4 protein-coding genes and 1 tRNA gene are annotated in these 8,020 nt (G+C 67.4%); 2 read left to right on the top strand and 3 right to left on the bottom strand.

The window, feature by feature from the left end:
- The first annotated feature begins 163 nt into the window (after positions 1–163).
- Both RWX45_RS00310 and RWX45_RS00305 read left to right on the top strand, forming a co-directional pair.
- Positions 164–2,821: an RNA degradosome polyphosphate kinase gene (locus RWX45_RS00310; protein WP_316021801.1), complete on the top strand. Its 2,658-nt coding sequence runs from the start codon at positions 164–166 to the stop codon at positions 2,819–2,821.
- A 19-nt stretch (positions 2,822–2,840) separates the two neighbouring features.
- Positions 2,841–3,860 carry an NUDIX hydrolase gene (locus tag RWX45_RS00305; protein WP_316021800.1) on the top strand — a complete coding sequence of 340 codons (1,020 nt, stop codon included), beginning with the start codon at positions 2,841–2,843 and terminating at the stop codon, positions 3,858–3,860.
- A 478-nt stretch (positions 3,861–4,338) separates the two neighbouring features.
- On the opposite strand, the gene RWX45_RS00300 is transcribed toward RWX45_RS00305, so the two are convergent.
- The 3 genes from RWX45_RS00300 to RWX45_RS00290 all read right to left on the bottom strand — a co-directional run bounded on the left by RWX45_RS00300 (position 4,339) and on the right by RWX45_RS00290 (position 7,910).
- Positions 4,339–4,412, bottom strand: a tRNA-Pro gene (locus tag RWX45_RS00300).
- Positions 4,413–4,729: 317 nt separating this feature from the next.
- The gene (locus RWX45_RS00295; RefSeq protein WP_316021799.1) at positions 4,730–5,701 is read right to left on the bottom strand and encodes a metallophosphoesterase; all 972 of its coding nucleotides are present in this window, start codon (positions 5,699–5,701) and stop codon (positions 4,730–4,732) included.
- Between the two features lies 1 nt (position 5,702).
- Entirely contained in the window at positions 5,703–7,910 is a 2,208-nt protein-coding gene (locus RWX45_RS00290; RefSeq protein WP_316021798.1) for a transglycosylase domain-containing protein, read from the bottom strand.
- Between the last annotated feature and the right edge of the window lie 110 nt (positions 7,911–8,020).

Genomic DNA, 8,020 nt, shown 5'->3' with positions numbered 1-8,020 from the left:
CTCCTCGAGGCGGCGCGGCGGGCTCAGGCGGGTCTGCTCGACTGAACCTCCCCGCCCAACGTGCCGTCGGCCTCGCCGCGCAGATGCGGTCTGCGGGCGTGACCCACGGTTCTTTACCCTGGTTCACTGTCCGTTGGCAGCCAGGACGTGGGACGATTCCCCTATGACGACGCCCGACCCCGCAGCGACCCCCTCCACGACCTCTGCGCCCTTGGCGTCCTTCCTTGGTGGTTGGGCGCGCGCGCAGGCCCGGCACGCCGCTGATCCGGGTTCCTCGCCGGTCACCCCCGCCGAGACCGATACCCGCTCCGCCCCGTCGGCGGCCTCCGCCGACACCGATCAGATGCGCGACGATCTGGAAATCATTGAGGATCACGTCATCGAGGCCGCCGACCCCCGTGATTTCGCCGACGACGCCGGCCCACAGTACGAGGACGAGGACTTCGATGAGGACGTTCCCGGTGCCGCCGAAACGGGAGACGACCCCGATCCGGTGACGGCGCCCGACGCCAATGAGCAGACGGGATTCTTCGATACCGCTGACCCCGACCCCGCAGTGCAGATGCCGGGCACCGACGAACCGTCCCCCACTGCGCCCGAAGACGACCCCGCCGTGCAGGCCAACCCCACTGCGGCGGCCAGCAATGGCGCCGACCCGGCGTCCGACGCGGTCGCGGAAACCGCCGTCGTCGCCGATCCCGAGGAGGACCTGCCGCCGCTGGAATCATTCACCAACCGCTTCACCGACCGGGAACTGACCTGGCTGGACTTCAACGAACGCGTCCTGGAACAGGCCGAGGATCAGGACCTCGAACTGCTTGAACGCGCCTGGTTCGCCGCGATCTTCTCCTCCAACCTGGACGAGTTCTACATGGTGCGCGTGGCTGGACTCATGCGCCGCATCAAGGCCGGCATCACCCCTGTGCGCGCCTCCGGGCTGGATGCGCACCAGGTGGTCGCCGCCATCACCGAGCGCGCCAAGGAGCTCACGGCCCGGCAGGCCGCCCTGTTCCAGGAGGACATCCGCCCCAAACTCGCCGAGCACAACATTGAGATCCTCACCTGGGACCAGCTGACCCCGGAGCAGGCGGAGAAGATCACCCGCTATTTCCGCCACCAGATCTTCCCCGTGCTCACCCCGCTGGCCGTGGACCCCTCCCACCCCTTCCCCTACATCTCCGGCCTGTCGCTCAACCTGGCGATCCTGCTGCGCAACCCTCGCTCCGGTAAGGAGCACTTCGCTCGGGTCAAGGTGCCGCAGTCGCTTCCGCGGCTCATCACCGTCCCCGGCCGTGAACTGGACCCCAAGAACAAGCAGGCGGGCGCCGCCTTCATCCCCATCGAGATCGTCATCGCCCAGCACCTGGACCACCTCTTCCCGGGCATGGACATCCTCGAGCACCACCTCTTCCGGGTCACCCGCAACGAGAACCTCGAGGTGGAGGAAGACGACGCCGAGAACCTACTGACCGCCATGGAGAAGGAACTCGAGCGCCGCCGCTTCGGTGCCAGCGTCCGGCTGGAGGTGGAGGACACCATCAGCCCGTTCGTGCGCCGCTACCTGGTGCGCGCTCTGGGACTGCGCGACGACGACGTCTTCGAGCTGCCGGCGCCACTGGATCTGACCAGCCTCAACCAGCTGCACGACCTGGACCTCCCGGAGTTGAAATACCCGCGGTTCGTGCCCGTGACCGCGGCCGGCCTGGCTCCCCAGGAGTCCAGCACCCCCGGGGACATCTTCGCCGCTATGCGCGAGCACGATGTGCTGGTCCACCACCCCTACGACTCCTTCTCCACCTCCGTGCAGGAGTTCATCTCCCAGGCCGCCGCCGACCCCAAGGTTCTCGCGATCAAGCAGACCTTGTACCGCACCAGCGGTGACTCCCCGATCGTCGACGCCCTCATTGAGGCCGCCGAGGCCGGCAAGCAGGTGGTGGCGATCGTCGAGATCAAGGCCCGGTTCGACGAGGAGAACAACATCACCTGGGCCCGCAAGCTTGAGCGCGCTGGCGTCCACGTCGTCTACGGCATGGTGGGGCTCAAGACCCACTGCAAGCTGCTGCTGGTGGTGCGTCAGGAGGCGGACGGACTGCGCCGCTACTGCCACGTCGGCACGGGCAACTACCACCCCAAGACTGCCCGCGGATATGAGGATTTGGGCCTGCTCACATGCGACCGCGACGTCGCCCAGGACCTGACCACCCTGTTCAACCAGCTGTCCGGCTACGCCCCACGCGCCCGCTTCCGCCGTCTGCTAGTGGCACCGCGCACCGTGCGCGACGGTCTCATCGAACGCATCGATCGGGAAATCGCCAACAAGCGAGCGGGCAAGCCCGCCTGGATCCGCATCAAGGTCAACTCGATCATTGACGAGGCCTGCATCGACGCCCTGTATCGGGCCAGCCGCGCCGGGGTGGATGTTGACATCGTGGTGCGTGGCATCTGCGGCCTGCGCGCCGGCGTGCCGGGGCTGAGCGACAACATTCGGGTTCGCTCGATCCTGGGACGCTACCTGGAGCACTCGCGCATCTACGCCTTCTGCAACGACGGCGAAACCGACCTGTTCATCGGCTCGGCCGACCTCATGCACCGCAATCTCGACCGCCGGGTGGAGGCACTCGTGCGGATCACCGATCCCGTCATGATTGGCCAGCTCGAATGGCTCGTCACCCACGCTGCCAGCGATGAGGTGTCCAGTTGGTGGCTGGAGGCTGACGGCACCTGGACCCGTCACACGCACGACGCCGACGGCAACCGGCTCGAGGACATTCAGACCACCCTCATGACCTGGGCGCGTTCGCGTCTGCGGGGCGGGCACTGACAGGGCGGAATCACCGGACATGACAGATAACTCCAACACGAACGGCACCATTCGGGCGGCGGGCGCCCTGGTATGGCGCGAGGCGAAAGGTCACCTGGAGATTCTTCTCGTCCACCGTCCCCGCTACGATGACTGGTCCTTCCCCAAGGGCAAGGTCGAGCCGGGGGAGTCGGTGCGTACCTGTGCGGTGCGCGAGGTCGCCGAGGAGACCGGGGTGCAGGTCGCCCTGGGACAGCCGCTGGATACGGTGCGCTACAAGCTTCCCGATGGCTCGCGCAAGGAGGTGCGCTACTGGGCTGCGCGCGAGCTGAGCGACGACGACCCCGCCCTGCGCGCCCGCACGCCCGTGACCCCAGCCGCGGCGGAGGAGATCGACGCCGTCGAGTGGGTTCGCTCCAAGAAGGCGCGCACGCTGTTGACCCACTCAGCGGACCGCGATCTACTCGGTTCCCTGGTGGACCTGTGGGAGGACGGAAAACTCGACACCTGGACCTTCGTCCTCGTGCGTCACGCCCGTGCTGTCAAACGCTCCGTGTGGAACCGTCCCAAGGAACGCGACGCGGAGACCGACGAGGCCACCCGCCCGCTGACCCAGGACCAAGGGGAGATACGCGCGCGGGCGCTCGTACCGGTGCTGGCTGCCTACGGGGTGGCTCACGTCATCACCAGCCCGTGGCGGCGCTGCTACGACACCGTTGCTCCCTATGCGCAGGCGGCCGGCCTTGAGCTCGTCACCGAGCCGGCACTCACCGAGGCCGCGCACGCCGCCAAGCCGAAAGCCGCCCGCAAGGTGGTCTCCAAGGTGCTGCGGCGTCGCGACGTACCGGTGGCCGTGTGCACCCACCGCCCGGTGCTGCCCACCGTCATGGAGGCAATCTCGGATTACGCTCCGGGCAAGCTGCTGCGCTCCGTCCCGGATCAGGACCCGTGGCTCAAGACCGGCGAGATCATGGTGGTGCATATGGCGCGGCGTCCGCGGGGCAAGATTCGTGCCGTGGCCATTGAGAAGCAGCGCCCGGTCCTGTCAGAGGGTCGCTGAACGGCGGCACCGAGCGGCGCGCGTTGGCTTAGCCGGGTGCTGTGGTCAAGTCTCTCGGCGGGGCGCAGGTGATGGGGCGGCGGCCATGACCAGCAGACTGGGTGTGGCCTCATCCCGGAGGATGCGGGCCGGGTTCCGCCTTCTCCGGCCGTATGGCATACGCGTGCGCCGGAGAGCGCCAGACGGCGCGGGTGCGTGAGCGGGAACTGTCAGGATGAAGGACGTCGGGCCGGAGAGCGCCAGTCGGCGCGAAGGCCGCTCGTGGCGGCTTATGTTGGAGCCCGGGGCCCGTCGCGGCCCGACGTCGCTACCAGGGTAATACACCGGGGGCGTCGACCGATGCGCGTCCGCCCGCCGCGGACGACGAACGGCCACCGTCAATCGACGGCGACCGTTTTCACAGGGGTATTCGGCCTGGCGGCCTGTTACCCCCTCCTCTGCGAAGGTCTCATGAGCGAGCTCATGGACCTTCTTATCGTCGGGGTGGCGGGATTTGAACCCACGACCTCTTCGTCCCGAACGAAGCGCGCTACCAAACTGCGCCACACCCCGTGTGCGGCACAGACTATATCCGTCCGCCCGGCGCTGTGGGAAATCGTGTTCCTGAGGGGTCGGTCACCTACGTCTTGCAGTTCACGACCTTCGGGTGCGTTTCACGACCCCGGGGTGGTCGTGTTGTGTACCCCAAGGTCGTGAACTGCCTCCCAGGGTCGTCATGCGACGGCCGGTGGGCTCCGGCTGCGGTGGGCACGACCGTTCTGGGGTCGAGTGCTGGCCCGAGGCGGGCGTCACCGACCTCGCACGTCATTTGTGCCGGTTTCGGTGCGTTACAAGTGCCGGTTTCGGTGAAGAGGGGTGCGTGTCCGGGCTCAGCGCGCGGGGCGCAGGGTGAGGAGCGTGGCCTCGGGGCGGCAGGCCAGACGCACCGGCGTGTAGGGGCTCGTGCCCAGGCCGGCGGACACGTGCAGGAACATGTCTGCGGGATCGGCCGGATCCGGTTCAGCATCCGGCCAGCGGGACAGCCCCGATACGCGCCCACGGTCCAGGTCGCAGTTCGTCACCAGTGCCCCGTAGCCCGGTACACACAGCTGTCCGCCATGCGTATGCCCCGCGAAGGCGAGCCCGACGCCGTCGCCCGCCATGGCGTCAAGCACCCGCCGGTAGGGGGCGTGCATCAGCCCCAGCCGCAGGGGGCGGCTCGCGCGGTCCCGGATCGGGGCGATGGCGTCGGGACCATGGGACGCCGACTCGGTGGCGGGCGCGGGAAACATGTCCCGATCGACATGCGGGTCGTCCACCCCGACCAGATCCAGGCGGCGGTTGCCGATCGTGAGCGACCCGCGGGCGTTGGTCAGGTCCACCCAGCCGGCGGCGGTCTGCAGGTCGCGGACGCCCTCCCAGGGGAGCGCTTCGACGGCGGCTTCCTGCTCGGGATCATCACCGGACCGTGGATCCCGGCGCAGGTAGCGCGTCGGCAGCTTGAACACCGTGGTGCGGTAGTCATGGTCGCCCATGACGAAGGCACCCGGCAGGTGTGCGAAGGGCTCCAGTGCCCGCTGCAGCGGCTCCAGGCCGTTGGCGAAGGAGAGATTGTCCCCGGTGTTGACGACGACATCGGGCTGGGTGCGGGCCAGATCCCGCACCCAGGCCACGCGCGCCTCGGTGCGGTCGGTCAGGTGCAGGTCGGACAGGTGCAGGATCGTCAGTGGCTCCTCCCCGGCGTCCAACACGGGGACGTCGAGGCGGCGCAGCACCGGCATGCGCGCCTCCAGCAGCGCGTAACCGAGTACACCAACGCCGGCGGCGGTGAGGCCGCCCAGGACTGCGGCGGGGCGGGGCATATTAGTCCTCGTCGTCGTCAGAGTCGTCGTCTTGCTGGTCTTGCTGTTTTTCTGTGGAGGTTTGATCCGTCTGCGCGCCGCCGGAGTCCGAGCTCGAGGAGGGTGCGCCGGAGCCGAGACTTACCTGGTTGAATCCCTCGACCGGCTCGCCGGCCAGGGCGGCATCCATATACATCTTGAACATGGGCGCGGGCATATCGGCGCCGTACATGGTGGAGTAGTAACGCCCGCCGATGTACTGCTGATTCATGGCGTAGTAGCCGTCGGAGTGGCCGGCCCAAATGGCGGTAGCCAGCTGCGGCGTGTAACCGATGAACCAGGCGTTGTCCATCTCATCGGTCGTGCCCGTCTTTCCGGCTGCGGGCCGCCCGTTGAGCGTGGCTTCCGTCCCGGTGCCCTTGCTGGTGAGAACCGACTGGAGGGTGATGGTCACCTTGTCCGCCGCAGTGGCGTCCATGACCTGGGTGCAATTGGCCGACGGCGTGCTCATCTCATTGCCGTCAGCGTCGGTGATCGAGTCGATGGCGACCGGCGTGCAGTAGACCCCATGGGCGGCGAAGGTGGCGTAGGCATTCGCCATGGCGAGGGGGGTGGCCTCGGTACCACCGAGGACGATGGAGGGGTAGGGGTCGACGGCGTCACCGTTAGCCTTGGTCACTCCCATCTTCGCGGCCAGCTGGGTCACATTGCACACATCCATTTGGGCCAGCATCTCCGCGTAGCCGACGTTGATGGACAGCGCGGTGTTGTCCACCACCGTGTGCTTGCCGTTCTCGCTGGCGGGATCCGCGTTCTTCGGCGTCCAGGCCTCGGTGTAGATGTCCGGGTCGCAGGAGATTGTCCAGTCGGAGTTGTAGAAGGTGCGCGGGGTCGTGTTCGTGACCGTGTAGCCGGAGCGGCCCTCCTGGTACCACTGGGCCAGCGCGAAGGTCTTGAAGGCCGACCCCGGCTGGAAGCCGTTGGACTCCATACCGCCGTGCAGGTAGTCCGCCGAGTAGGAGATCTGGGTGGCGGTGGGATCGGAGCCGGAGGCCTCGCCGTAATTGGTGTTCTGCGCCATCGCCACGATGCGACCGGTTCCCGGCTCGATCGATACCAGGGCCGCCTTGACGTTCGACGGATCGCCGGTGGGCACGTAAGCCTGGACGGTGTTATTCGCGGCGTCCTGCTTGGCCGTGTCGAGCGTGGTGGTGATCTCCAGGCCGCCGCGCAGCAGGAGCTGACGTCGCTCGGCCTCGGTGGCGCCGTAGATATCGGAGTTCTCGATCTCGCCGACGACGTACTCGCAGAAATAGGCGGCCGAGCCGGCGGCCCCGCAACCGCCGACCGAATCGGTGACATGGAGCATGTCGGCGATCTGCGTGTCCAGGCCGGCCTGGTACTCCTCCTCGGTGATGAACTCTTCCTCGTACATCTTCTTGAGCACCCAGTCCATGCGGGACTTCGCCTTATCCGGGTACTGGATGGGGTCGTAGAGGCCGGGCGCATTCGTCAGCCCGGCCAGCAGCGCGGCCTCGGGGATCGACAGGTCCTTGGCGGAGTGAGAGAAGTAGTGCTGTGCGGAGGCCTCGACGCCGTAGGTCGAGGGGCCGAAGGAGGCAATGTTGAGGTAGCCCTCGAGGATCTGCTGCTTGGAGTACTTCTGCTCGACGGTGAGCGCGTACTTGATCTCCCGGAGCTTGCGGGCCACGGTGGGTGCCTTGGCGGCGGCGACGGCGGCGTCGTCGTCGTTCTGCAGGCCCGCCTCGATGAGAATATTGCGCACGTACTGCTGGGTGAGGGTGGAGGCGCCCTGGGAGCCGCCGCTGGCGTTGGAGACGATGGCGCGCACGATGCCCGCGGGGTCGACACCCTTGTGCTGGTAGAAGCGCTGGTCCTCAACGGCGACGATCGCGTTCTGCATATTCGTCGAGATGTTGTCCAGGGACACCACGATGCGGTTCTCCGCATAGAACTGGGCGATTTGGGTGCCGTCGGAGGCCTTGATAACCGAAACCTGGCTGGGCTCGAGGACGTTGAAGTCGTCGGGGAGCTCGTCGAAGAGCTGGGCGGATGCATTCGTGACCGCCGAGGCGACTCCGACGGCGGGCATGGCAAAACCTGCCGCCAGCACTCCGCCTGCGCCGGAGAGGAGCAGGAAGACCAGCAACATCGCCACGACCTGGGCAGGGGAGGAGATCGACCTGCCGCGGGAGGAAGACTTCGACATGTGCCCACACTACGGCGAAATGGCCGCCGATGGCACCGGGCCACGACGTGATCACCCTGGAAAGAGTCTTGGAAGCGGCGATGAAGAACCGCGGCGGGGCGGGGCGAAGT

Source organism: Actinomyces sp. MRS3W (assembly GCF_032465695.1).
Lineage (GTDB): Bacteria > Actinomycetota > Actinomycetes > Actinomycetales > Actinomycetaceae > Actinomyces.
The sequence above is the reverse complement of the archived record's forward strand: the minus strand, read 5'-3'. Positions and strand labels throughout refer to the sequence as shown.

Bases quoted from the DNA above. Each gene is read 5' to 3' on its own strand.
- RWX45_RS00310 (WP_316021801.1), top strand. From the start codon at position 164: ATGACGACGCCCGACCCCGCAGCGACCCCCTCCACGACCTCTGCGCCC.
- RWX45_RS00305 (WP_316021800.1), top strand. From the start codon at position 2,841: ATGACAGATAACTCCAACACGAACGGCACCATTCGGGCGGCGGGCGCC.
- RWX45_RS00295 (WP_316021799.1), bottom strand. From the start codon at position 5,701: ATGCCCCGCCCCGCCGCAGTCCTGGGCGGCCTCACCGCCGCCGGCGTT.
- RWX45_RS00290 (WP_316021798.1), bottom strand. From the start codon at position 7,910: ATGTCGAAGTCTTCCTCCCGCGGCAGGTCGATCTCCTCCCCTGCCCAG.